This is a genomic window from Aeromonas sanarellii (genome assembly GCF_000820085.1).
Taxonomy (GTDB): Bacteria; Pseudomonadota; Gammaproteobacteria; order Enterobacterales; family Aeromonadaceae; genus Aeromonas; species Aeromonas sanarellii.
Genome location: NZ_CDBN01000042.1, coordinates 1 through 23,251 on the forward strand (window position 1 = coordinate 1; position 23,251 = coordinate 23,251).

The 23,251-nt window shown below is 63.4% G+C and carries 28 protein-coding genes; all 28 read left to right on the forward strand.

Annotation, left to right across the window (positions count from 1 at the left end; translation table 11 throughout):
- The coding region (locus BN1132_RS08595; protein WP_042076821.1) for a flagellar hook-length control protein FliK at window positions 1-264 on the forward strand (264 nt) is incomplete at its 5' end.
- 57 nt (window positions 265-321) lie between these two features.
- Window positions 322-828, forward strand: a complete 507-nt coding sequence (gene fliL, locus BN1132_RS08600; protein WP_042076824.1) for a flagellar basal body-associated protein FliL — start codon at window positions 322-324, stop codon at window positions 826-828.
- A 10-nt stretch (window positions 829-838) separates the two neighbouring features.
- Window positions 839-1,909 carry a flagellar motor switch protein FliM gene (gene fliM, locus BN1132_RS08605; RefSeq protein WP_042076826.1) on the forward strand — a complete coding sequence of 357 codons (1,071 nt, stop codon included), beginning with the start codon at window positions 839-841 and terminating at the stop codon, window positions 1,907-1,909.
- A gap of 44 nt (window positions 1,910-1,953) precedes the next feature.
- Window positions 1,954-2,349: a flagellar motor switch protein FliN gene (gene fliN / locus BN1132_RS08610; RefSeq protein ID WP_010673924.1), complete on the forward strand. Its 396-nt coding sequence runs from the start codon at window positions 1,954-1,956 to the stop codon at window positions 2,347-2,349.
- The gene (gene fliO, locus BN1132_RS08615; protein ID WP_042076828.1) at window positions 2,346-2,729 is read left to right on the forward strand and encodes a flagellar biosynthetic protein FliO; all 384 of its coding nucleotides are present in this window, start codon (window positions 2,346-2,348) and stop codon (window positions 2,727-2,729) included. Before fliN ends, fliO begins: the two co-directional genes overlap by 4 nt.
- Window positions 2,716-3,471 carry a flagellar type III secretion system pore protein FliP gene (gene fliP, locus BN1132_RS08620; protein ID WP_042076830.1) on the forward strand — a complete coding sequence of 252 codons (756 nt, stop codon included), beginning with the start codon at window positions 2,716-2,718 and terminating at the stop codon, window positions 3,469-3,471. The genes fliO and fliP overlap by 14 nt, the downstream gene beginning before the upstream one ends.
- 26 nt (window positions 3,472-3,497) lie before the next feature.
- Window positions 3,498-3,767 (forward strand): flagellar biosynthesis protein FliQ, encoded by a 270-nt coding sequence (gene fliQ, locus BN1132_RS08625; protein ID WP_042076832.1) that lies wholly within the window; start codon window positions 3,498-3,500, stop codon window positions 3,765-3,767.
- A 52-nt stretch (window positions 3,768-3,819) separates the two neighbouring features.
- The gene (gene fliR, locus BN1132_RS08630) at window positions 3,820-4,617 is read left to right on the forward strand and encodes a flagellar biosynthetic protein FliR (RefSeq protein WP_042076833.1); all 798 of its coding nucleotides are present in this window, start codon (window positions 3,820-3,822) and stop codon (window positions 4,615-4,617) included.
- An 86-nt stretch (window positions 4,618-4,703) separates the two neighbouring features.
- Window positions 4,704-5,834 (forward strand): flagellar biosynthesis protein FlhB, encoded by a 1,131-nt coding sequence (flhB, locus tag BN1132_RS08635; RefSeq protein WP_042076835.1) that lies wholly within the window; start codon window positions 4,704-4,706, stop codon window positions 5,832-5,834.
- Window positions 5,835-6,044: 210 nt separating this feature from the next.
- Complete coding sequence (gene flhA / locus BN1132_RS08640; RefSeq protein ID WP_042076837.1) at window positions 6,045-8,147, forward strand: flagellar biosynthesis protein FlhA; 2,103 nt, start codon at window positions 6,045-6,047, stop codon at window positions 8,145-8,147.
- Window positions 8,148-8,163: 16 nt separating this feature from the next.
- Window positions 8,164-9,663, forward strand: coding sequence for a flagellar biosynthesis GTPase FlhF (gene flhF / locus BN1132_RS08645; protein WP_042076839.1), 1,500 nt, complete (start codon window positions 8,164-8,166; stop codon window positions 9,661-9,663).
- A gap of 1 nt (window position 9,664) precedes the next feature.
- Complete coding sequence (locus BN1132_RS08650) at window positions 9,665-10,540, forward strand: MinD/ParA family protein (RefSeq protein WP_209428960.1); 876 nt, start codon at window positions 9,665-9,667, stop codon at window positions 10,538-10,540.
- Window positions 10,533-11,249: an RNA polymerase sigma factor FliA gene (locus tag BN1132_RS08655; protein ID WP_042076843.1), complete on the forward strand. Its 717-nt coding sequence runs from the start codon at window positions 10,533-10,535 to the stop codon at window positions 11,247-11,249. Before BN1132_RS08650 ends, BN1132_RS08655 begins: the two co-directional genes overlap by 8 nt.
- Window positions 11,250-11,371: 122 nt before the next feature.
- The gene (cheY, locus tag BN1132_RS08660; protein ID WP_425278782.1) at window positions 11,372-11,743 is read left to right on the forward strand and encodes a chemotaxis response regulator CheY; all 372 of its coding nucleotides are present in this window, start codon (window positions 11,372-11,374) and stop codon (window positions 11,741-11,743) included.
- A gap of 12 nt (window positions 11,744-11,755) precedes the next feature.
- Window positions 11,756-12,496 (forward strand): protein phosphatase CheZ, encoded by a 741-nt coding sequence (locus BN1132_RS08665; RefSeq protein ID WP_042076845.1) that lies wholly within the window; start codon window positions 11,756-11,758, stop codon window positions 12,494-12,496.
- 11 nt (window positions 12,497-12,507) lie between these two features.
- The gene (locus BN1132_RS08670) at window positions 12,508-14,646 is read left to right on the forward strand and encodes a chemotaxis protein CheA (RefSeq protein ID WP_042076847.1); all 2,139 of its coding nucleotides are present in this window, start codon (window positions 12,508-12,510) and stop codon (window positions 14,644-14,646) included.
- A 31-nt stretch (window positions 14,647-14,677) separates the two neighbouring features.
- A complete protein-coding gene (locus BN1132_RS08675) occupies window positions 14,678-15,790 on the forward strand; it encodes a protein-glutamate methylesterase/protein-glutamine glutaminase (RefSeq protein WP_042076849.1) in 1,113 nt (370 codons plus the stop codon).
- Between the two features lie 2 nt (window positions 15,791-15,792).
- The gene (locus BN1132_RS08680; RefSeq protein WP_042076851.1) at window positions 15,793-16,530 is read left to right on the forward strand and encodes a flagellar motor protein; all 738 of its coding nucleotides are present in this window, start codon (window positions 15,793-15,795) and stop codon (window positions 16,528-16,530) included.
- A gap of 2 nt (window positions 16,531-16,532) precedes the next feature.
- Window positions 16,533-17,441 carry a flagellar motor protein MotB gene (locus tag BN1132_RS08685; RefSeq protein WP_042076853.1) on the forward strand — a complete coding sequence of 303 codons (909 nt, stop codon included), beginning with the start codon at window positions 16,533-16,535 and terminating at the stop codon, window positions 17,439-17,441.
- Between the two features lie 4 nt (window positions 17,442-17,445).
- Complete coding sequence (locus tag BN1132_RS08690; protein ID WP_042076855.1) at window positions 17,446-18,240, forward strand: ParA family protein; 795 nt, start codon at window positions 17,446-17,448, stop codon at window positions 18,238-18,240.
- Entirely contained in the window at window positions 18,237-19,097 is an 861-nt protein-coding gene (locus tag BN1132_RS08695) for a chemotaxis protein CheW (RefSeq protein ID WP_042076857.1), read from the forward strand. The genes BN1132_RS08690 and BN1132_RS08695 overlap by 4 nt, the downstream gene beginning before the upstream one ends.
- A 69-nt stretch (window positions 19,098-19,166) precedes the next feature.
- A complete protein-coding gene (locus BN1132_RS08700) occupies window positions 19,167-19,655 on the forward strand; it encodes a chemotaxis protein CheW (protein ID WP_005333026.1) in 489 nt (162 codons plus the stop codon).
- 79 nt (window positions 19,656-19,734) lie between these two features.
- Window positions 19,735-20,121, forward strand: coding sequence for a DUF2802 domain-containing protein (locus tag BN1132_RS08705; protein ID WP_010673943.1), 387 nt, complete (start codon window positions 19,735-19,737; stop codon window positions 20,119-20,121).
- Window positions 20,122-20,335: 214 nt separating this feature from the next.
- Window positions 20,336-20,971, forward strand: a complete 636-nt coding sequence (gene ccmA, locus BN1132_RS08710) for a cytochrome c biogenesis heme-transporting ATPase CcmA (protein ID WP_042076859.1) — start codon at window positions 20,336-20,338, stop codon at window positions 20,969-20,971.
- A 3-nt stretch (window positions 20,972-20,974) separates the two neighbouring features.
- On the forward strand, window positions 20,975-21,643 hold the full coding sequence (gene ccmB / locus BN1132_RS08715; protein WP_042076860.1) for a heme exporter protein CcmB: 669 nt from the start codon (window positions 20,975-20,977) through the stop codon (window positions 21,641-21,643).
- 165 nt (window positions 21,644-21,808) lie between these two features.
- Entirely contained in the window at window positions 21,809-22,549 is a 741-nt protein-coding gene (locus BN1132_RS08720) for a heme ABC transporter permease (protein WP_042076861.1), read from the forward strand.
- A 2-nt stretch (window positions 22,550-22,551) separates the two neighbouring features.
- Entirely contained in the window at window positions 22,552-22,758 is a 207-nt protein-coding gene (gene ccmD / locus BN1132_RS08725; protein ID WP_042076863.1) for a heme exporter protein CcmD, read from the forward strand.
- Complete coding sequence (ccmE, locus tag BN1132_RS08730) at window positions 22,755-23,246, forward strand: cytochrome c maturation protein CcmE (protein ID WP_042076865.1); 492 nt, start codon at window positions 22,755-22,757, stop codon at window positions 23,244-23,246. Before ccmD ends, ccmE begins: the two co-directional genes overlap by 4 nt.
- The last annotated feature ends 5 nt before the right edge of the window (window positions 23,247-23,251 follow it).

Sequence of the window (23,251 nt, forward strand, 5' to 3'; positions counted from 1 at the left end):
CGGGAGATGCTGGCGCAGGCCAGGCCGCGGCTGAGGGAGATGCTGGCGGGACAGGGGATCCAGCTCGGCCAGACCCAGGTGCAGCAGCAGTCGCAACAGCAGGCACAGCAGCAATCCCAGGGCGAGTCAGCCTTCGGCGGTCAGGGTCAGCAGGGGGGGCGCGGCTTCGGTGGCGGCGAGCAGGCGGGGGGCGAGGGCGGGTCCCGCACCCTGAGCCTGCTGGTGGAATCGGCAAACGATGCCGGGATCGATTTCTATGCTTGATGCATTCATAAGTAAGTTTATGATACCGAACAAGTTTAAGACTAGGGTGGACAAGGGATGGCAGAGGATAACGAGCTGACGCTGAAAGACCCGGCGGCGGCCAAGAAAAAGAAGTTGATCATGATACTCGCCCTGGTTGTCGTCCTGCTGGGCGGCGGCGGGGCCGGCGCCTGGTTCATGTTCGCCGGCTCGGATACACCGCCGGCCGAGCAGGCCGAGGCCAAGCCTGAGGCCAACACGCCCCAGCCCTCGCTCTATGTGGGCATGCCGCGCCCCTTCGTGTTCAACGTGGCGGGCAGCCAGCGGGATCGGCTGGTGCAGATCAAGATCCAGTTGATGGTGCGGGGGGCCCCCGACGAGACCCTGGCCAAGCAGAATATTCCCCTGATCGAAGGCACCCTGCTGCGGGTCTTCAGCGCGGCGACCGCCGAACAGCTGATGACCTTCGAAGGCAAGGAGAAGCTGCGACAGGACTCGCTGGAAGAGTGTCGCCGGGTGCTGAACGACCTGGTCTCTTCCCCCGTAATCGAACAAGTGCTGTTTACCGGCTTTGTCATGCAATAAAAGGTGAAGCGTGAGCGATCTGTTAAGTCAGGACGAAATTGATGCCCTGCTGCACGGTGTCGATGATGTCGAAGAGGAAGAGCTAGGGCCTGCCGGGGATCCCGGCATCACCCAGTTCGACTTTTCTTCCCAGGACCGCATCGTCCGTGGCCGCATGCCGACCCTGGAGCTGGTGAACGAACGCTTCGCCCGCCACATGCGCATCAGCCTGTTCAACATGATGCGGCGCACCGCGGAGGTGTCGATCAACGGCGTGCAGATGCTGAAGTTCGGCGAGTACGTGCACACCCTGTTCGTGCCGACCAGCCTGAACATGGTGCGCTTCCGCCCCTTGAAGGGCACGGCGCTCATCACCATGGAGGCCCGCCTCGTCTTCATCCTGGTGGAGAACTTCTTCGGCGGTGACGGCCGTTACCACGCCAAGATCGAGGGGCGCGAGTTCACCCCCACCGAGCGGCGCATCATCCAGATGCTGCTCAAGCTGGTGTTCGAGGACTACAAGGATGCCTGGGCGCCGGTGATGGACGTGGGCTTCGAGTACCTCGACTCCGAGGTGAATCCGGCCATGGCGAACATCGTCAGCCCCACCGAGGTGATAGTGGTGAGCTCCTTCCACATCGAGCTGGACGGCGGTGGCGGCGATTTTCACGTGGCCATGCCCTACTCCATGCTGGAGCCCATCCGCGAGTTGCTCGATGCCGGGGTGCAGAGCGACAAGGGCGACACCGACGTGCGCTGGAGCAAGGCCCTGCGCGACGAGATCATGGACGTCAAGGTGGAGCTGAGGGCCAAGCTGCTGGAGACCGAGCTCTCCCTGCGGGAGCTGATGGAGCTGAGGCCCGGCGACATCATTCCGGTGGAGATGCCGGAGAACCTGCTGGTCTTCGTGGAGGACCTGCCCACCTTCCACGCCAAGATGGGGCGTACCAAGGAGAACGTGGCGCTCAAGATAGTCGACAAGATCAAGCGCCCTGACGGGGTCAAGACAGAGATGCATCTGGTGACCCGGGGGGGCGTGCGCATCGATGGCGAGGCCGAGCTGGAAGAGCTCGAACGCAGCATCGCGGACAAACACCCCTGAATTGATCCTCCCCGAGGGGAGCTTGCAACACTGAGGAATTGAAGATGAGCGGAACCGATGACGAACAGGATTTGATGGCTGACGCCTGGGCGGCCGCGCTGGAGGAGCAGGTCACGGCCGAGGCCAAGCCCGCCCCCCTGGAAGAGCTCAAGGACGAAGCCCCCATCAGCGCCGAGGAGCGGCGCAAGCTGGACACCATACTGGACATCCCGGTGACCATCGCCATGGAGGTGGGACGCAGCCAGATCAGCATCCGCAACCTGCTGCAGCTGAACCAGGGGTCTGTCGTGGAGCTCGACCGGGTGGCGGGCGAGCCGCTGGATGTGCTGGTCAACGGCACCCTGATCGCCCACGGCGAGGTGGTGGTGGTGAACGACAAGTTCGGCATCCGTCTGACCGACGTCATCAGCCAGATTGAAAGGATCAAGAAGCTCAAATGATCCGTCTCTTGCCGCTGTGGCTGCTCTCCCTCCCCGCCCTGGCCAACCCGGGGACGGGCGCCAACCCTCCCAGCATCACTTCCTGGCTGCTCTCCAGCCTGATGGTGATCGGCCTCATCCTGGTGCTGGGCTTCCTGCTCAAGAAGAGCAAGCTCACCCAGGTGATGGGCGGGGGCCAGATGAAGGTCGTCGCCACCCTGCCGCTCGGCTACAAGGAGAAGCTGATGGTGGTCAAGGTGGGGGAGCAGCAGCTGCTCATCGGGGTGACGCCGCAGCAGGTCAATTTCCTTTATCGCCTGGAGACGCCGCTGGACGAGAGCCAGCCCCAGGCCTTCTCCCAGCAGCTCGGCAAATTGATGGGCAAGCATGAAAAACGTTAACTGGACTGGATGGCTGGCCCTGATCTCCCTGCTGCTGTCGCCCCTGGCGATGGCCCAGGACGGCATGTCGGCCCTCACCGTCAAGACCATGGCGGATGGCAGTCAGGAGTACAGCCTGACCCTGCAGGTGCTGGCGCTTATGACCGCGCTCTCCTTCCTGCCGGCCATGGTGATCATGATGACCTCCTTCACCCGTATCATAGTGGTGCTCGGGATCCTCAGACAGGCTATCGGCCTGCAGCAGAGCCCCTCCAACCAGGTGCTGATCGGCATCGCGCTCTTCATGTCCTTCTTCATCATGTCGCCTGTGCTGGATCGCATCAACGACGAGGCGCTGCAGCCCTACCTGGCCGAGACCATAGGGGCCAAGGAGGCCCTGGAGAAGGCGGAGCTGCCCATCCACCAGTTCATGCTGGCCCAGACCCGGGTCAAGGATCTCAATACCTTCATGGAGATAGCGAACGTCCAGGTGGCGCAACCCGAGGAGGTGCCCCTGCGGGTGCTGATCCCGGCCTTCGTCACCAGCGAGCTCAAGACCGCCTTCCAGATAGGCTTCATGCTGTTCCTGCCCTTCCTGGTCATCGATCTGGTGGTAGCCAGCATACTGATGGCCATGGGGATGATGATGCTGTCGCCGATGCTGGTATCGCTCCCCTTCAAGCTGATGCTGTTCGTCATGGTAGACGGCTGGAACCTGATCCTGGGCTCGCTCGCCAACAGCTTCGGGCTGGGTGCAGGCTAAGCCGGTCAATGGAGAGGAGCCGATAGATGAGCCCTGAAACCTTTGTCGATGTGTTTCGCGAGGCGCTCTGGCTGGTGACCATCATGGTCTGCGCCGTGATCCTGCCGAGCCTGATGGTGGGCCTCATCGTGGCCATCTTCCAGGCCGCGACCTCCATCAACGAACAGACTTTAAGCTTCCTGCCCCGCCTGGTGGTGACTCTGCTGGCCCTGGGGGCCGGTGCCCACTGGGGCCTGCAGAGCCTGATGGACTTCTTCTTGCTGATGGTGAGCCAGATCCCCGAGGTGGTGGGGTGAGTCAGGGGGAGGCCGTGGTGGTGCCGGCATCAGGCAGCCACGAGGTAGGGGCATGAGCTACACCACGGCGGTGATCATGGAGTGGCTGACCAGCATCCTCTGGCCGCTCGCCCGGGTGAGCAGCCTGCTGATGGTGATGGCGGTGTTTGGCAGCCGGCTGGCCCCTGCCCATATCCGCATCGGTCTGGCGCTCGCCATCACCCTCATCATCGCGCCCCTGCTGCCCCCCATGCCCAAGATTGAGCTCTTCTCCGTCGGCAGCTTCCTGGTGCTCGGCCAGCAGCTGCTCATCGGCATCGCGCTGGGCCTGATGACCCAGTTCCTGCTGGAAACCTTCGTGATGGCGGGCCAGGTCATCGCCATGCAGACCAGCCTGGGCTTCGCCACCCTGGTGGACCCCATGAACGGTCAGTCGGCCCCCGTGGTGGGCCAGTTCTACCTGATGCTGGCGACCCTGGTGTTCCTGGCGGTGGATGGTCACCTGCTGATGCTGCGCATGGTGGTGCTGAGCTTCGAGACCCTGCCGGTGTCGGACAGCGGGCTCACCCTGCCCGCCATCCGTAGCCTGGTGAGCTTCCTCGGGATCATGTACCAGGCCTCCCTGGTGATGGCGCTGTCGGCCATCATCGCCCTGCTGCTCATCAACTTCGCGTTCGGGGTCATGACCCGGGCGGCGCCCCAGCTCAACATTTTCAGCATCGGCTTCGCGGTGAGCATGATGTCGGGTCTCTTCATCCTCTGGTTCACCATAGGCGGCTTCATGGGGCACTTCGATGCCCTCTGGGAGCGGGTGCAGGAGACCAGCTGCGAGCTGATCAACGTCCAGTGCCTGGGGGGTCAGCATGGCTGATCTCGTTCGGGGCGATGGCATCGAACAACCGAGTGGTCTGCCATCGTGGCAGGCTGCTGGCGGGATGATCCCCATCGGAGGTCAGCATGGCTGATACCGATCAGGAACGCACAGAACAACCCACGGGCAAACGACTGCAACAGGCCCGGGAAAAAGGGCAGATTGCACGCTCCAAGGAGCTGGGTACCGCCAGCGTCCTGCTGGCGACCGTGTTCGGGCTTCTGATGATCAAGGAGAGCCTGGCCGATGCCATGGTCAAGGTGCTCACCATGGGCTTTACCCTGGACCGGGATCAGGCGTTCGATCCCAACGCCATGGGAGTCATGGTTCCGGCCCTGCTGGGAGAGCTGCTCCAACCCCTGGGGCTGCTGTTTCTGCTGGTGATCATCGCCGCCTTCGTCGGTAATACCCTGCTCGGCGGGATGAACTTCTCCTCCGAGGCCATGCTGCCCAAGTGGAGCAAACTGAGCCCCTTGAGTGGTTTGAAGAGGATGTTCGGGGTGCAGTCCCTGGTGGAACTGGTCAAGTCCATCGCCAAGGTGTTGTTCATCTCCCTGTTCGCCTGGTGGATGCTCTCCAGCCAGTTCAACCACCTGCTCAACCTCTCCCTGGAGGGCTTCCCTGGTGGCATCATAGACGCCCTGGACCTGCTGCTCTGGATGCTCATTATCCTCTGCTGCGCCCTCATTCCCATCGTCGCCATCGACGTGCCGTTCCAGACCTGGAACCACAATCGCCAGCTCAAGATGACCAAGCAGGAGGTCAAGGACGAGTTCAAGGACAGCGAGGGCAAGCCCGAGGTCAAGGGGCGGATCCGCCAGCTGCAGATGCAGATGGCGATGCGCCGCATGATGGGGGACGTGCCCAAGGCGGACGTCATCATCACCAACCCGACCCACTACTCGGTGGCCTTGAAATACGATGCGGGCAAGCCGGGGGCGGCGCCCAAGGTGCTGGCCAAGGGGGTCGACGAGGTGGCCATGAAGATCCGGGAGATAGCGCGCGAGTACGACATCCCCGTGATGTCCTCGCCGCCGCTGACCCGGGCCATCTACCACGCCACCGAGATTGGCCAGGAGATCCCCGAGGGGCTCTTCGCCGCCGTGGCCCAGGTATTGGCCTATGTCTACCAGCTCAAGAAGTTCCGCCGCGGCCGTGGCCGGCGGCCGACCCCCCTCGCCAAGGATCTGCCCATCCCGCCCGAGTTTCGCAAGTAAGGCGCTAGCTGGAGCCTGACCTGTTCGCCTGGGACCCGTCCCCAATGTTCTCCCGGCAGGGAGACGCCAGCCTCCTTGCCGCCCCGGCCCGGAAAGCCTGCGACGGACTTCTGACAGCATCAAAATAAAACCCATGTAGATCAATGGACTGAATCATTGGCTTGATATTTGCTTTAATCCGGCATCGGTAGTTGAACATTGAGAAGCACGATGGGATTGAAGGCAGGGCTAGGCCGTTTCAAAGAGTACAGGTGGTTGCTGACCAAGGGGGTCGGGACCCCGCTGCTGGTGCTCGCCTCCCTCGGCATGGTGGTACTCCCCATTCCGCCCCTGATGCTGGATATCCTCTTCTCCTTCAACATCGCCCTCTCCATCGTGGTGCTGCTGGTGGCCGTCTATACCCGCCGGCCGCTGGAGTTTGCCGCCTTCCCCACCGTGTTGCTGATAGCGACCCTGCTGCGACTCGCCCTCAACGTGGCCTCCACCCGGGTGGTGCTGCTGGAGGGGCACAACGGCAGCGCGGCGGCCGGCCACGTGATCGAGGCGTTCGGCAACGTGGTGATCGGCGGCAACTACGCGGTGGGCATCATCGTCTTCATGATCCTGATGATCATCAACTTCGTGGTGGTCACCAAGGGTGCGGGGCGGATCTCCGAGGTGAGCGCCCGCTTCACCCTGGACGCCATGCCCGGCAAGCAGATGGCCATCGACGCGGACCTGAACGCCGGCCTCATCAACCAGGAAGAGGCCAAGAAACGCCGTCAGGACGTGACCCAGGAAGCGGACTTTTACGGCTCCATGGACGGTGCCTCCAAGTTCGTGAAGGGGGATGCCATCGCGGGCATCATGATCCTCTTCATCAACATCATCGGCGGCTTCATCATCGGCATGCTGCAACACCAGCTCACCTTCGCCGAGGCGGCCCAGATCTACACCCTGCTCGCCATCGGCGACGGCCTGGTGGCCCAGATCCCCTCGCTGCTGCTCTCCATCGCCGCCGCCATCATAGTGACCCGCCAGAACACGGATCAGGACATGGGCACGGCCGTGCTCGGCCAGCTGTTCGAGAACCCCAAGGCCCTGGTCATCTCCGCCGGCATCCTCTTGATGATGGGCAGCGTGCCCGGCATGCCGCATCTGGCCTTCCTGAGCCTGGGGGCCGTGGCGGCCGCCGGTGCCTGGTGGCTGCTGCGCCGGGAGAAGCAGAACAAGGCGAGGGCGGCGAGCGGCGAACTCCTGCCGGCCCAGGGGGATGCCCCGGTGGAGCAGAAGGATCTGAGCTGGGACGACGTCATGCCGGTGGACATCATCGGCCTGGAGGTGGGCTATCAGCTCATCCCGCTGGTGGACAAGAACCAGGGCGGCGAGCTGCTCAACCGGATCAAGGGGGTGCGCAAGAAGCTCTCCCAGGAGCTCGGTTTCCTGGTGCCTGCGGTGCACATTCGCGACAACCTGGATCTCGCCCCCAACCAGTACCGCATCACCCTCATGGGGGTGAGCACCGGCGAGGCCACCGTCTATCACGACAAGGAGATGGCCATCAACCCGGGCCAGGTGTTCGGCCAGATCCACGGCATCGCCACCCAGGACCCGGCGTTCGGGCTGGAGGCGGTCTGGGTCGCCAAGGAGCAGGTCTCCCAGGCGCAGACTCTGGGCTATACCGTGGTCGATGCGGCCACCGTGGTGGCCACCCACCTGAGCCAGATCCTCTCCAACCACGCCGCCCTGCTGCTTGGCCACGACGAAGTGCAGCAACTGCTGGACATGATAGGGAAACACCAGAGCAAGCTGGTGGAAGGGCTGGTTCCCGAGGTGATCAGCATGGGCAACCTGGTGAAGGTACTGCAAAATCTCCTCAATGAAGGCGTGCCAATTCGCGATATGCGCACTATCCTGCAGACCCTCGTGGAATATGCGCCCCGCAGCCCGGACCCGGAAGTGCTGACCGCGGCCTGCCGCATCGCCCTGCGCAGACTCATCGTGCAGGAGATCGCCGGCCCAGAGCCCGAGCTGCCGGTGATCACCCTGTCACCGGAGTTGGAACGTATATTGCATCAATCCCTGCAGGCTGGTGGGGGAGATGGCGCCGGCATCGAGCCGGGACTGGCGGAGCGGATGCAGCGCTCCTTGGTGGAAGCCACTCAACGACAAGAACTGGAAGGCCAGCCGGCCGTGCTTCTGACATCGGGGATATTGCGCAATACCCTGGCGAAATTTGTCAAGAATGCCATTCCTGGATTACGCGTGCTGTCCTATCAGGAAGTGCCTGACGACAAGCAGATCCGCATCGTCAGTGCGGTGGGACAGGGCTAGTTAGCGGAGATGACGGGTGAAGATTAAGCGGTTTTTTGCCAAAGACATGCGCACGGCGCTGGCCGAGGTCAAGGAGACTCTCGGGCCCGATGCCGTCATCATGTCCAACAAGAAGGTCACCGGTGGGGTGGAGATAGTCGCGGCCGTCGATTACCAGTCCCAGGTGCCGGGGCCCAAAGACGCGCCGGTTCGCCGTCAGTTGAACGAAGAGAGCGTCAATATCTCGTCTGCGGGCAAGCAGATGACGCGTGCGGCGCCGCCCAAGGAACAGAACGAATACTATGCCGATACCCTGGCCGCCCTGCTGGCGCGCCAGCAGAAGCTCAACCCGGCCAACCCCGCGGGCGGCAATGCAGCCCAGGGCCTCTGGTCCGGGAATGGGGCGGGCAACGGCAATGCTGCGCCGGCCTCCTGGCAGACCAATGGCGCTGCCGGCACCCAGTCCGCCGGGCTGGCCGCGGCCGGCAGCGCCCCCAGAACCCTGGCCGAACAGGGCCAGTGGGGGGCGGCGCCCGAGCCCGCCAAGCCCAAGCCGCGTCCGGCCGCCGCGTCCCGTCCTGCCCAGTCCCCCCAGCGGGATCAGGAGATGGAGGGGATGCGCAAGGAGATGGCCAGCATCCGCAAGTTGCTGGAGCACCAGATCTCCGGCCTGATGTGGCAGGAGGTGGAGCGCCGTGAGCCCATGCGCGCCCTGCTCATCAAGGAGCTCAAGAAGATGGGCTTCGACGACGCCTTCGCCGATCAGCTGGCGGGGCTCATCCCCGAGGACATGCCCATCCATCAGGCCATGGTCCAGCTGGCCGAGGTGCTGACGGCCCAGCTCAAGATCAGCGAGGACGAGATCCTGCGTCAGGGCGGCGCCGTGGCCCTGCTCGGCCCGACCGGGGTGGGCAAGACCACCACCATCGCCAAGCTGGCGGCCCGCTTCGCCATGAAATATGGCGCCGAGCAGGTGGCGCTCATCACCACGGACAACTACCGGATCGGCGCCCACGAACAGCTGCAGACCTATGGTCGCATCATGGGCTGCCCGGTGCGCCAGGTGCGGGACGCCGAAGAGCTGGCCAATGCGCTCTACCAGTTCCGCCATCGCCGGCTGGTGCTCATCGACACCGCCGGGGTGGGTCAGCGGGACATCCGCCTGACCGAGCAGCTCGATACCCTGGTGAAGAACGCCAAGGTGCGCATTCGCAGCTATCTGGTCATGTCGGCCACCTCCCAGCGGCGGGTGATGCAGGAGGCGGTGGATCATTTCAGGCGCATTCCGCTCTCCGGCTGCATCCTGACCAAGCTCGACGAGAGCCTGAATCTGGGGGAAGTGATTAACGTCTGCATTCAGAACGCCCTGCCCATCAGCTACATCACCGACGGGCAGCGGGTGCCGGAAGATATTCAAGTTGCCAACGCGGCGCTGCTGGTCGGTGCCGCCATGGGGTCGCTGGAGCGGGAAGCAGAGGATCCCTATTTCTGGGGATCGGGTTTCGGCGAGACCGAAGATTCGGAGTTTTATGAGTAACATGTATATGGATCAGGCGAGTGGTCTGCGCAAAATGCGTCAAAACAATCGAGTGAAAGTGATCGCCGTGTCCGGAGGCAAGGGGGGCGTCGGCAAGACCAACGTGACCCTAAACGTGGCGGGAGCCATGGCCGCCCAGGGCAAACGGGTGTTGGTGCTGGATGCCGATCTGGGTCTGGCCAACGTCGACGTCATGCTGGGGCTGCGGGTGCACCGCAACCTCTCCCACGTGCTGGCGGGGGAGTGCACCATAGACGACATCATCGTCGAGGGCCCCTACGGCATGATGATAGTGCCGGCCACCTCGGGCACCCAGTCCATGGTCGAGCTGTCGCCGGTGCAGCACGCCGAGCTCATCCGCGCCTTCGGCGAGATGAAGACCCAGGTGGACGTGCTGCTGGTGGACACGGCGGCGGGGATCTCCGACATGGTGCTGAGCTTCACCCGCGCCGCCCAGGACATCATGGTGGTGGTGTGCGACGAGCCCACCTCCATCACCGACGCCTACGCCCTCATCAAGATCCTCTCCAAGGATCACGGCGTGTTCCGCTTCAAGGTGGTGGCCAACATGGTCCGCTCCCTGCGCGAGGGGCAGGAGCTGTTCGCCAAGCTGACCCGGGTCACCGACCGCTTCCTCGACACCTCCCTGGAACTGGTGGCCTGCGTCCCTTACGACACCAACCTGCGGGCCGCCGTGCGCAAGCAGAAGCTGATCGTCGAGGCGTTTCCGAAATCCCCCGCCTCCCTGGCATTCCGTGCCCTGGCCAACAAGGCGGCGAGCTGGCCCATCCCGAACCAGCCGGGGGGGCACCTCGAATTTTTCCTGGAAAACTTGTTGCAAAAGCCGGTCATAACACAGGAAGACTCCCGTGAATAAAGCCCAAGCATACTTGCGTCATCAGGATTCCTACGTGCTGGTCGAGCGTCACGCTCCGCTGGTCAAGCGGATTGCCCAGCATTTATTGGCTCGCCTGCCAAGCAGTGTCTTGCTGGATGACCTGATCCAGGCAGGTATGATTGGGCTGCTCGAAGCCTCCCGCAATTTTGACGGCAGCAAGGGCGCCAGCTTTGAAACCTATGCCGGCATCCGCATCCGCGGCGCCATGCTCGACGAGATCCGCCGCGGGGACTGGGTGCCCCGCTCGGTGCACCGCAACAGCCGCGCCATCGCCGAGGCGATCGAGAACGTGGAGCAGGCCCATGGCCGCGACGCCAGGGACACCGAGGTGGCCGCCAACATGGGGGTCTCCCTCGGGGAGTATCACGCCATGCTGCAGGATGTCTCCTGCGGCAAGATCATCGGCATCGAGGATCTGGGGGTCAGCGAGGATGTGATAGGGCATCCCGATGACGCCAGCCACGGCGGTTACGACGATCTGGCGGCCGAGCGCTTTCAGGGCGCCCTGGCCGAGCACATCGCCCGACTGCCGGAGCGGGAGGCCCTGGTGCTCTCCCTCTATTACGACGAAGAATTGAACCTGCGCGAGATCGGCGAGGTATTGAGCGTGAGCGAGTCTCGCGTGAGCCAGATCCACAGCCAGGCCATGCACAGACTGCGCGCCCGTCTGCGAGATTGGAATGTATAAGTGACTGTACTGGCTACACTGGAGCGCAACTCTAAGGCATAATCCGCACCATAAAACCTGCGATCTGCATCATGTAAGCGAGCCGTCTTGACGGCTATTTAGGAGGAACTTTGGACAAGAACATGAAAATCCTCATCGTCGATGATTTTTCAACGATGCGCCGGATTATCAAGAACTTGCTGCGTGACCTGGGATACAACAACACCCATGAAGCAGACGATGGCAACACGGCGCTGCCGATGCTCAAGAACGGCGACTTCCAGTTTGTGGTCACCGACTGGAACATGCCGGGCATGCAGGGCATCGACCTGCTCAAGGCCATTCGCCTCGATGACAAACTCAAGCACCTGCCGGTCCTGATGGTGACTGCCGAAGCGAAGCGCGAGCAGATCATCGAAGCCGCCCAGGCAGGGGTCAATGGCTACATCGTCAAGCCGTTCACCGCCGCCACCCTCAAAGAGAAGCTCGACAAAATCTTTGAACGCATCGGCTAAGGAGCGGCAGGGATGAAGGCCAAAACGAGTGCCATGATCTCGCTTGAACAGGCAAGGATGCTGGTTGCCCACCTGGAGCGAGAGGAGTTTGAACAGGCCGACAACATCCTCGCCGATGTGTGTGCCCCCAACGCGGCAGCCCTGTTTGACAAGGTGGGGCAGTTGACCCGCCAGTTGCACAACTCATTGCAAGATTTTCGCCTGGATCCCAGGATCCCTGACCTGGCCACCCATGAGATCCCGGATGCCCGGGAGCGCCTCAGCTATGTCATCGACATGACGGACAAGGCGGCCAACCGCACCATGGATGCGGTGGAGGCCAGTCTCCCCATCGCCGATCGACTCAATGACAACATTCAGCTGGTCATGCCCAATTGGAATGCCCTGATGAGCCGGGATCTGGAGCTGGGCCAATTCAAGGCGCTCTGTCATCAACTGAATGATTTTATTAAGGCTTCGGAAAGCGATGCCGATAAGTTACGACAACTGCTGACGGAGATCCTGATGGCTCAGGATTTCCAGGACTTGACCGGTCAGATGATCCGCAAGGTGATCAAGCTGGTGCAGGAAGTTGAAACAAAGTTGATAGAGATGCTGACCATGTTTGGTGAGGGCGTTATCGATCATTCGGCGCGCAGCCTGCCGGCGAGCGGCATCGAGGCGGAAGGTCCCATCATGAACCCGCAGACGAGGTCCGACGTGGTCAATGGTCAAGATGATGTGGACGATCTGCTGTCTAGCCTGGGATTCTAATGGAGTGACGCATGGCCTTCGAAGTTGATGAAGACATACTGCAAGACTTTTTGGTCGAAGCATCAGAAATATTGGAACAGTTGTCTGAACAACTGGTCGACCTGGAAAAGCGACCCGATGACAAGAATCTGTTGAATGCCATCTTCCGCGGCTTCCATACCGTCAAGGGGGGGGCTGGCTTCCTCTCCCTGACCGAGCTGGTGGACGTCTGCCACGGCGCCGAGAACCTGTTCGACATGCTGCGCAACGGCAAGCGGACCCTCAGCGCCGAGCTGATGGACGTCATCTTGCAGGCGCTGGACGCCATCAACGTCATGTTTGCCCAGGTGCAGAACCGCGAGGAGATAAGCCCGGCCTCTCCCGACCTGCTGCACGATCTGCACGAGCTGTGCAAGCCCGAGGGGCAGGAGCAGCTGCGCACCGCCAGCGTCGCCGCCCAGTCACAGCCAGAACCCGAGCCTGAGCCCGAGCCGGAGCCCGTCATCGTCGCCCCGAGCGAGCCGGTGGCCGTCAATGGCGGCGGCTCCATCGACGAGATCTCCGCTGACGAATTCGAGCGCCTGCTCGACGAGCTGCACGGTGTCGGCAAGGCCCCGACCGTCTCTGCCGCCCCCGTGCTGAGCGGTTCAGGGGACATCACAGACGACGAGTTCGAGGCGCTGCTCGACCAGCTCCACGGCCAGGGCCAGCACGGTGGTGCCCCCGATCTGACGCCGCTTCAGTCGGTCCAGAAAGAGGTGGACGAGCTCATCGACGACGACGAGTTCGAGCGGCTGCTGGACGAGCTGCACGGCCGTGGTCAGGGGCCCCAGCACAGCATGGCTGCTGCTGCCACGGCCCCCGAGCCTAAGGCGCCTGCCGCCGCCCCCGTGACGCCCCCCAAGGCGCCGGTGGCGGCCAAGCCCGCCTCCGAGCCCGTTGCCGCGCCGGCCAAGGCCGCCCCTGCCAAGCCGGCTGCCCCCGCCGAGAGCGGCGCGGTGCAGAGCGACACCACGGTGCGGGTGGACACCAAGACCCTGGACGTCATCATGAACATGGTGGGGGAGCTGGTGCTGGTGCGTAACCGCCTGGTGAGCCTCGGCATCGCCAGCAACGACGAAGAGATGTCCAAGGCGGTGGCCAACCTAGACGTGGTGACTGCCGATCTGCAGGGCGCGGTCATGAAGACCCGCATGCAGCCCATCAAGAAGGTGTTCGGCCGCTTCCCGCGGGTCGTGCGCGATCTGGCCCGCACCCTCAAGAAAGAGATCGAGCTGGTGATGGTGGGGGAGGAGACGGATCTGGACAAGAACCTGGTGGAGGCCCTGGCCGACCCCCTGGTTCACCTGGTGCGCAACTCCTGCGACCACGGCATCGAGATGCCGGACGTGCGGGAGAAGGCGGGCAAGCCCCGTCAGGGCACCATCACCCTGAGCGCCTCCCAGCAGGGGGATCACATCCTGCTCTGCATCGAGGATGACGGCGCCGGCATGGATCCGGAGAAGCTGAAATCCATCGCCATCAGCCGCGGCGTGCTCGATGCCGACAGCGCGGCGCGCATGAGCGACAACGACGCCTACAACCTGATCTTCGCCCCCGGTTTCTCCACCAAGTCCGAGATCTCCGACATCTCCGGCCGCGGCGTCGGCATGGACGTGGTGAAGACCAGCATCGTCAGCCTCAATGGCTCGGTACACATCGATTCCACCTGGGGCAAGGGCACCCGGCTGGAAATCAAGGTGCCCCTGACCCTGGCCATACTGCCGACCCTGATGGTGGAAGTGGGCCAGCAGACCTTCGCCCTGCCGCTCGGCTGCGTGAACGAGATTTTCCACCTGGACCTGAAGAAGGCCAACGTGGTGGACGGCCAGCTCACCATCATAGTCCGCGACAAGGCGATCCCGCTGTTCTACCTGCACAAGTGGCTGGTGCGTGGCGCCAAGTCTGCGCGCCAGGACACTGGCCACGTGGTCATCGTCCAGATCGGTACCCAGCAGGTGGGCTTCGTCGTGGACAACCTCATCGGCCAGGAAGAGGTGGTGATCAAGCCCCTGGACAACCTGCTGCAGGGGACCCCCGGCATGGCCGGCGCCACCATCACCAGCGACGGCGGCATCGCCCTCATCCTGGATGTGCCCAGCCTGCTCAAGGCCTATGCCCGTCGCCACTGAGCGTCTGGCTCAAGGAGTTAAAAGAATAACAATGGCAGTCAAGGTATTAGTGGTCGACGATTCGAGTTTCTTCCGTCGTCGGGTCAGCGAGATCATCAATCAGGACCCCCTGATGACGGTGATCGACACGGCCCAGAACGGACGGGAGGCGGTAGACAAGGCGTTGCAGTTGCGGCCGGACGTCATCACCATGGACATCGAAATGCCGGTGCTCGACGGCATCAGCGCCGTGCGCGAGATCATGGCCAAGTGTCCGACCCCCATCCTGATGTTCTCCTCCCTCACCCACGAGGGGGCCAAGGCGACCCTGGATGCGCTGGATGCCGGTGCCCTCGATTTTCTGCCCAAGAAATTCGAAGACATCGCCCGGGACAAGGACGAGGCGGTCAGCCTGCTGCAGCAGCGGGTCAAGGAGATCGCCCGCAAGCGTTTCCTGATGACGACCCGGCCCCGGGCGCCCGAGCCCCTGGTGCGGCCCGCCCTCGGCGGTGCCCTGACCCGCCCCACCGAGCGCCAGCCAGAGCCCGTGCGTGCACCGAGCGCCCCCGCCAGCTTCAAGCGCAGCGGCAAGAGCTACCAGCTGGTGGCCATCGGCACCTCCACCGGTGGCCCGGTGGCACTGCAGAACGTGCTGACCAAGCTGCCGGGCGATTTCCCCCATCCGATCCTGTTAATCCAGCATATGCCGGCCACCTTCACTGCGGCCTTCGCCGCCCGCCTCAACGGCCTGTGCCAGATCGGGGTCAAGGAGGCGGAGGACGGTGACGTGCTGAGGCCTGGCCACGCCTACCTCGCCCCGGGTGGCAAGCAGATGCTGCTGGAAGGGCGTGGGCCCGGTGCCCGCCTTCGCATCATCGAGGGCAATGACAAGGTCAACTACAAGCCCTGCGTCGACATCACTTTCGCCTCGGCCGCCAAGACCTATGGCGACAAGGTGCTGGCCATCGTCTTGACCGGCATGGGGGCGGATGGCCGGGATGGTGCCCGCCTGCTCAAGGAGCAGGGCGCCACCATCTGGGCCCAGGATGAAGCCTCCTGCGTGGTCTATGGCATGCCCCAGGCCGTCGCCAAGGCCGGCATCGCGAGCGAATCCCTGCCGCTGGACAGGGTGGCCCAGCGCATCCTGGTCGAGTTGGGTCGCTGACCATGGGCATGCTCGGCCTGGTGCTGGCGCTGGGGGCGCTCGCCGTCGCCCAGTGGTGGCACGGTGGCAGCCTGCTGACCCTGCTCGACGGCCCGGCCTTCGTCATCGTGGTCGGCGGTACCTGGGGGGCGGTGATCCTGCAAACGCCCCGCAAGTACATGCTGTCCGCCCTCAGGCAGGCGGCCTGGATGCTGTTTCCGCCGCAGCGGGATCTGGTGCATCAGGCCGAGCGTCTGCAGGCCTGGGCCCAGTTTGCGCGCCAGCAGGGCTTGCTCGCGCTGGAGAACCAGGCCGAAGAGGAGCCCGATCCCTTCACCCGCCAGGGGCTCACCATGATAGTGGACGGGGTCCCCATCGAGGATCTGCGCCGCCTGCTGGAGGCGGACATCGACATCGAGCAGGAGCGCAACGAGCATGCGGCCAGGGTGTTCGAGGCCATGGGGGGCTACAGCCCGACCATCGGCATCATAGGGGCCGTGATAGGCCTCATCCAGGCCATGTTCCACCTGGAGGAGCCGGGCACCCTGGGAGCCGGTATCGCCGTCGCCTTCGTCGCCACCATCTACGGGGTCGGCTTTGCCAACCTCCTCTATCTGCCCATCGCGAACCGCCTGCGGGCCTTCCACTACCATTACGGTCTCTATCAGGAGATGACCCTGGAGGGACTGCTGGCCATCGCCCACGGGGAGAACGGCCAGCAGGTTGAACGGCGGCTACGGGCTTATCTGAAAGGGGAATAGCCATGCGCAAGCGCTATCGTTTGCACCTGCAAGGACGAGAACATCTCGATCGCTGGCTGGTCTCCTACGCCGATTACATGACCCTCATCTTCGCCCTCTTCGTGGTGCTCTACTCCGTGGCCATCGTCAACAAGGAGGAGTACCGCGCCGTCATCGAGGGCATGACCAGGGCATTCAACCAGGTGCCGCGCAGCGATGGCCTGCTGGAGGGGCAGGGCAAGTCCCTGCTGGACAACCCGGTGTCGGCAGCCCCCTCCTTGCTGGAGAGCGAGGCGTCGCCATCTCCCTCGCAGGCCCCCATCACGGGTACGCCAGTTCAGCAAGATGGCACGGCCCTTGCCACGATAGATCTGCAGCTTCAGCAGGCCATGGGCGCCCTGGTCGACGCCGGCGTGGTCAAGCTGGCGAAGGACGACGACTGGCTGACGGTGGAGCTGAGCTCGGGCCTCTTGTTCAACAGCGGCAGTGCCTTCCTCGGCAGCAATGCCGGCCCCGTGCTCGATACGCTTTCAGGTATTCTGAAACCGGTCGATAACTATGTCAGGGTGCGGGGTTACACGGATAACCAGCCGATAAACAACGAGATTTTCCGCTCCAACTGGACGCTGTCCGCCGCCCGTGCCGAGGCGGTGCTCACCGCCCTGGTGGGCAAGGGAATCGCCCCAGAGCGGCTCGCCTACGAGGCCTACGGGGAGTTCTCCCCCTTCGCCGACAACGGCAGCGAGCAGGGACGATTACAGAATCGCAAGGTGGTGGTCGCCATCTCCAGATTCGCCTGGGTGCCGCCAGCCACCGTCAAACCGCTGACGGGGACGCCGGTGCAGGACGAGTTGCAGAGTGTCGACAGTGAAAACGTCAGGGTGGTCACGCTGCCCGGTGGTGGCATACGCATAACAACAAGGCAGGATTGATACAGTGATTGTTTGGACGGTTGCCAATCAGAAGGGTGGAGTCGGTAAAACCACCACGGTCGTCTCCCTGGCGGGCATTCTGGCCCAGCGTGGCCAGCGGGTACTGCTGATCGACACCGATCCCCATGCCTCCCTGACCTCCTATCTCGACTTCGACTCGGACCGGCTGGAGGGCACCCTGTACGAGCTGTTCCAGGCGGCCAAACCCAGTGCGGAGCTGGTCAACCGGATGACCCTCAAGACAAGGTTCGAGAACATCAGCCTGCTGCCCGCGTCCATCACGCTGGCCACCCTGGACCGGGTGATGGGCAACCGGGAGGGGATGGGGCTGGTGCTCAAGCGCGCCCTGCTGCGGGTGCAGGATCAGTTTGACTACGTGCTCATCGACTGCCCGCCCGTGCTGGGGGTGATGATGGTGAACGCGCTGGCGGCCTGCGATCGCATCCTGGTGCCGGTGCAGACCGAGTTCCTGGCCCTGAAGGGGCTGGAGCGGATGATGAAGACCTTCGAGATCATGCAGCGTTCCAAGCGGGATAAGTTCCGCTACACCGTGATCCCGACCATGTTTGACAAGCGCACCCGGGCCTCCCTGATGACACTGCAGTCCATCAAGGAGCAGTATGGTGAGGCGGTGTGGAATGCGGTCATTCCCATCGACACCAAGTTCCGGGATGCGAGCCTGGTGCACATTCCCCCGTCCATCTATGCGCCGGGCAGCCGCGGCACCTATGCCTATGAGACCCTGCTCAACCATCTCGACGCCTTGGAGCGTCAACGGACCCAGGAGGTGAAGCCATGAGAGAGACCACCCAGGTTCGGGCCATGGACGACTATTTCCACTCCCTGTTGCTGGACGATACCCTGCTGCGGGAGGATCCGGAGGACGAGGCGCCGGCCCCGGCGCTGCAGCGTCAGCCCGCTGCCTTGCCGGAGGTGACCGCCGCCCCCTATCTGGAGGCGGATGCCAGGCTGGCGCAACTGAGCGAGCTGCTCGCCCAGGTGGGCCAGGTGCAGTTCGAGATGGATGCCCTGAGCCACGAAGAGGTCCATGTCGAGCCATTTCAGCTCGAGGCCGAGGCGGTCGACACCGAGCCCGAGGTGGCCCTGGCGCCGCCCGAGGTCGTGGTGGCGGAGCCCGAACCCGTGGCCCTGGCGGTGGCCGAGCCCGAGCGTGCGCTCGAGGCGGCGCCCGCTCCCTCGACCTGGGAGAACCTGGACACCGGCAACGAGTTTCAGGCGCTCTTCTTCGACGTGGCCGGGGTGACCTTCGCGGTGCCCCTGACCGAGCTTGGCGGCATCCATCAGCTGGGGGAGGTGACCTCCCTGTTCGGCCAGCCGGGCTGGTACAAGGGGATCATGACCTCCAGGGAGCAGAAGATGAACGTGGTGGACACGGCCCAGTGGGTCATGCCGGGCCAGCATCTGGCGATGGACGATTACAAATATCTGATTATGCTGGGGGAATCACCCTGGGGACTGGCCTGTCATCAGTTGAAGGGCACCGAACTGCTGCACCGGGATCAGGTGAAGTGGCGCCATCAGGAGGGCAAGCGCCCCTGGCTGGCTGGCATGGTCAAGGAGAAGATGTGCGCCCTGTTGCACGTCAGGGAGCTGCTGGTGCTGCTCGGTCGCGGCGTGAACATCGAAGGGCGCTGACAAGATCGGCACTGCCATGGTTTTATTGCTAATTTTACCCGTTGACGGGTTCATACAAGGATCAAGAAGATGACAGAGAAGCGCAATATCGCACAGAATCTGGCCGAAGACGAAGTGCTGCAGTGGGTGACCTTCCAGTTGGAAAACGAGACCTATGGCATCAACGTGATGCAGGTCCAGGAGGTGTTGCGCTACACCGAGATCGCCCCGGTCCCGGGTGCACCTGACTACGTGCTGGGCATCATCAACCTGCGTGGCAACGTGGTGACCGTCATCGATACCCGCTCCCGTTTCGGCCTGCCGGCCGGTGACGTGAGCGAGAACTCCCGCATCGTCATCATAGAGGCGGAGAAGCAGGTGATCGGCATCATGGTGGACAGCGTGGCCGAAGTGGTCTATCTGCGCTCCTCCGAGATCGATGCCGCCCCGGCGGTGGGCACCGAGGAGAGCGCCAAGTTCATCCAGGGCGTCAGCAACCGCGATGGCCAGCTGCTGATCCTGGTGGATCTCAACAAGCTGCTCTCCGACGAAGAGTGGGACGATATCGGTTCCCTGTAACGGGAGCAGGGCGTGCAAGGCACCAGGCCGGGCGCCTGCGCTCCTTGCCCGTTTACCCTGATAGGAAGGTGATGGTTTGATGATTGAATTTGCAGCCTTGGGGTTGTCCTTGCTCGCACTGGTGCTGGCCCTTTACGGGATCCTGGGTCACCGTCGTCGCCAGCGAGAGTCCGAGGCCAGGGTGGAGGCGCTGCAGGGCCAGCTCGAGAGTCTGCGCAAGCAGATGATGGAGCTCCATACCGGTGCCATCGGCATGGGTCAGCGGCTGCAGGCCGCAGAGGGCGCCATGCAGAAGATCCACGACAGCCAGCAGGAGCTGACCCTGCAGGATCCTGAGCGCCGCCTCTACAGCCGGGCCGCCAAGATGGTGGAGCTCGGCGCCGATCTCGACGAGGTGATGAGCGAGTGCGAGTTGCCCCAGGCCGAGGCGGAGCTGCTGATCTCCCTGCGCAAGGGACGGAGCTGACGGATGTGTTGCGGGGAGGCCGAGGCCTCCCCGTTTTCCCTTCCATCCCCGTGCGGTGCCAAGACAGGGGTGGCCGATATTCCTTTGGTATCAAGCCTCTTTGATGGGGCGCGATCTCCCCCACAAATCCTGTTGATTATCGGCATCTTTGAAAAGACGCCTCCGGATCCTGTGTTAATATGCAGGCCGCCTCATTTTCAACGATTAGATCCCCATGCTGCTTCAAGCGAACAATCTGAGCTGCGTACGTGAAGATCGCACCCTGTTTGAACATCTCTCCTTCGCGGTGCGCTCGGGGGATCTGATGCAGATTGAAGGGCCCAACGGAGTGGGCAAGACCAGCCTGCTGCGCCTGCTGACCGGCCTCTCCCAGCCCTTCGCGGGGGAGGTGTGCTGGAACGGGGAGGACATCCGCCGCTGCCGGGACGAGTACCATGCCAGCCTGCTCTACCTGGGCCATCAGCCTGGGGTCAAGGCGACCCTGACCCCCCTCGAGAACCTCTCCTTCTACCAGAAGTTGCACGGCCCAGCCGGGGGCGAGGTGGATCTGTGGCGGGTGCTGGCCCAGGTCGGCCTGGCCGGTTTCGAGGACTATCCCGCGGGCCAGCTCTCGGCGGGGCAGCAGCGGCGGGTGGCCCTGGCCAGGCTCTGGCTGAGCGACCGGCCGGCGCTCTGGATCCTGGACGAGCCCTTCACCGCCATCGACAAGCAGGGGGTCCGGGTGCTGGAGCAGTTGTTCCTGACCCACGCGGATCGGGGGGGCATGGTGGTGCTCACCACCCACCAGGATCTGACCCTGATGCGGGGGCGTCTCAAGACCCTCTCCCTGTCTTCGCTGTTGCAGGAGTAGCCCATGCTGCGCGCCGTCTTCCACCTTATTCACCGCGAACTGCTGATGGCCCTGCGCCAGCGGGCCGACATCTTCAATCCGCTCTGGTTCTTCCTCATCGTCATCACCCTGTTCCCGCTCGGCATCGGGCCCGAGCCCCAGCTGCTGGCCCGCATCGCCCCCGGCATCATCTGGGTGGCGGCCCTGCTGGCGGCCATGCTCTCCCTGGAGCGGCTGTTTCGCGATGACTTCAGCGACGGCGCCCTGGAGCAGATGATGCTGATGCCCCATCCGCTCGGGCTGCTGGCCCTGGCCAAAGTGATCGCTCACTGGTTGCTGACCGGCCTGCCGCTGCTGCTGATCTCCCCGCTGCTGGCCATCCTGCTCTCCCTGGACATGAAGACCTATCTGGCCGTGGTGGCCACCCTGGCCCTCGGCACCCCTGTGCTGAGCCTGCTCGGGGCGGTCGGGGTGGCGCTGACGGCGGGGCTGCGCAAGGGGGGTGTGCTGCTCAGCCTGCTGCTGCTGCCGCTCTATATTCCGGTGCTGATCTTCGCCACCTCCGCCATCGACGCGGCGAGCATGGGGTTGCCCTATGCCGGACAGCTCGCCATCCTGGGGGCCATGCTGGTGGGGGCCGTCACCTTGACTCCCCTGGCCATCTCGGCGGCGCTGCGGGTCAGCGTCAACTGATTAATTTGGTGGAACGTCCTTTTTTGAGGCCGTTTTTTTGGCGATATTGTTGAGATAGATCAAGGGGATGGCGGCTTATTGCTTTCGGGGGATATGATGTTTCCCCCCCGTGGGTATGGTAGGCCTCGCCACTTAAGAATTAATAACTGAAAGGTTTCGTGAGCTATGTGGAAATGGTTGCACCCTTATGCCAAACCCGAGCGTGCCTATGGGCTGGCCGGCACCCTGTTGCCCTGGTTTGCCGTGACAAGCCTGCTCGCCTTCATCATAGGCACTGTCTGGGGGCTGGCTTTTGCCCCCGCTGACTACCAGCAGGGTGACTCTTTTCGGATCATCTATATCCACGTGCCCTCCGCCATCCTCTCCATGGGGGCCTACTCCACCATGGCGGTGGCGGCCTTCATCGGCCTGGTGTGGCAGCTGCGCATGGCGGACATGACGGTGGCGGCCATCGCCCCGGTGGGCGCCGTCTTCACCTTCATCGCCCTCTTTACCGGCGCCGCCTGGGGCAAGCCCATGTGGGGCACCTGGTGGGTGTGGGACGCGCGGCTCACCTCCGAGCTCATCCTGCTGTTCCTCTACCTCGGCGTCATCGCCCTCTACAACGCCTTCAGCGACAAGGTGGTGGCGGGCCGCGCCGCCGGCATCCTGGCGCTGGTGGGGGTGATCAACCTGCCCATCATCCACTACTCGGTGGAGTGGTGGAACACCCTGCACCAGGGGGCCACCATCACCAAGTTTGACAAACCCTCCATCTCCCCCGAGATGCTGTGGCCGCTGCTCATCATGATACTGGCGTTTTCGGCCTTCCTGGGGGCCCTGACCCTGATGCGTTTCAGGAACGAGCTCCTGATGCGGGAGTGGCATCGCCCCTGGGTCGCCGACATCGCCAGCCAGGAGAAGTAAGCATGCACTTTGCCTCGTTCAGTGATTTCATGGCCATGGGGGGCTATGCCTTCTACGTCTGGCTCTCCTTCGGTCTGACCGGGCTCTGTCTGGTCGGCCTCGTCATTTCCACCCGGTTGAAGACCCGCAGCCTGCTCGGCGAACTGCGCAACAAGCAGACGCGGGAGGCCCGCCGAAAGGCGGCCCAGCAGATGGAGAACACCCTATGAACCCGCGCCGCAAGAAACGCCTCACCATCATACTGGCGATCAGCCTGGGCCTCGCCAGCGTGATCGGCCTGGTGCTCTATGCCCTGGGCCAGAACATCGACCTCTTCTACACCCCGAGCGAGCTGGTGGAGGGCAAGGGGCCGGACAAGATCAAGCCGGAGGAGGGGCAGCGCCTGCGCATCGGCGGCCTGGTGGTGCCGGGATCGGTCGAGCGGGACCCCCAGAGCCTCAAGGTTGCCTTCAAGCTGGTGGACAACGGCGGCCACATGGTGAAGGTGGAGTTTGACGGCATCCTGCCGGACTTGTTCCGGGAGGGGCAGGGGATAGTCGCCCAGGGCAATCTCAAGGATGCCACCACGGTGGCGGCCTTCGAGGTGCTGGCCAAGCACGACGAGAACTACATGCCGCCGGAAGTGGCCGACGCCACCAGCGGCATGCACTTCAAGCCCGAATACACAGAGGCGCAGTTGCAGGGAGCCAAGCAATGATCCCG